At 61.7% G+C, this 256-nt stretch carries 1 pseudogene; it reads right to left on the bottom strand.

Annotated features, from left to right (window positions below):
• Positions 1–108: pseudogene (locus CVH10_RS27005) on the bottom strand (ATP-binding protein); the annotation flags it as partial.
• Positions 109–256: the final 148 nt, after the last annotated feature.

Here is a 256-nt window from a genome sequence, read left to right as displayed (position 1 = left end):
GGGCTCGCCCTTGGTCAGCAGGGGACGCTCTAACGCGACCGCAGCGTTCACCGCGACCTTGAGGTCGCTCGTGGCGATATAGCGATCTGTGCCTTCGAAACGGCTCATAGAAAAACCCACTCCGTGTTTCCACGAAGTGGGTTAGCGGATCGACTGCGTCGTGAACAGCGATCAGGTGATGCGCTTCGCCGAGACTGGATCGCTGGCGGGGAAGGTCTCTTCCAGGCCTTCATCGACCAGCGCCTCCTGGCGGCTG

This window comes from Halomonas sp. ND22Bw (genome assembly GCF_003011945.1).
Lineage (GTDB): Bacteria > Pseudomonadota > Gammaproteobacteria > Pseudomonadales > Halomonadaceae > Halomonas > Halomonas halophila.
Note: the sequence above shows the minus strand (reverse complement) of the source record. Positions and strands in the feature narration are given on the sequence as shown.